Source organism: Mesorhizobium sp. M2A.F.Ca.ET.037.01.1.1 (assembly GCF_003998075.1).
Taxonomy (GTDB): domain Bacteria; phylum Pseudomonadota; class Alphaproteobacteria; order Rhizobiales; family Rhizobiaceae; genus Mesorhizobium.
In genome coordinates this window covers 1-475 of sequence record NZ_RZSA01001785.1, presented here as the reverse complement: position 1 = coordinate 475, position 475 = coordinate 1, and the positions used below count along the sequence as shown (strand labels likewise).

1 protein-coding gene is annotated in these 475 nt (G+C 67.6%); it reads right to left on the bottom strand.

The annotated features are described in order from the left end of the window. On the bottom strand, nt 1–475 hold a 475-nt coding region (argC, locus tag EOA27_RS39800), incomplete at both ends, for an N-acetyl-gamma-glutamyl-phosphate reductase (RefSeq protein WP_127259131.1).

The following is a 475-nucleotide window of genomic DNA, read 5'->3' as shown; positions in this document are numbered from 1 at the left end:
GAACTCGGGCGCGTCCTCACCCTTGCCGACATAGTCCTCGATCATCGGCCGCCCGCCGCCGGAATAGCCGGAAATGCCGTTGACGGTGACCGGAAAATCGGCCGGCAACAGGCCGGCGGAGACCAGCGGCCGCAGCGTGGCGATCGGCCCTTGCGGCCAGCAGCCCGGATTGGCGATGCGCTTCGCGCTGGCGATCTTCTTCGCCTGGTCCTTGTCCATTTCGGCAAAGCCGTATTCCCAGCCCTCGGCGACGCGATGCGCGGTCGAGGCGTCGATCACCTTGGTCGTGTCGTTCGTGATCAGCGACACGCTTTCCTTCGCCGCCGCATCCGGCAGGCAAAGGATCGCGACATCGGCCGCGTTGAGGAATTCGGCGCGGGCGGCGGTCTCCTTGCGGCGCTCGGTCGGGATGGAGATGATCTCCAGGTCGCCGCGGTCCGCGAGCAGCGCCCTGATCTGCAGGCCCGTCGTTCCG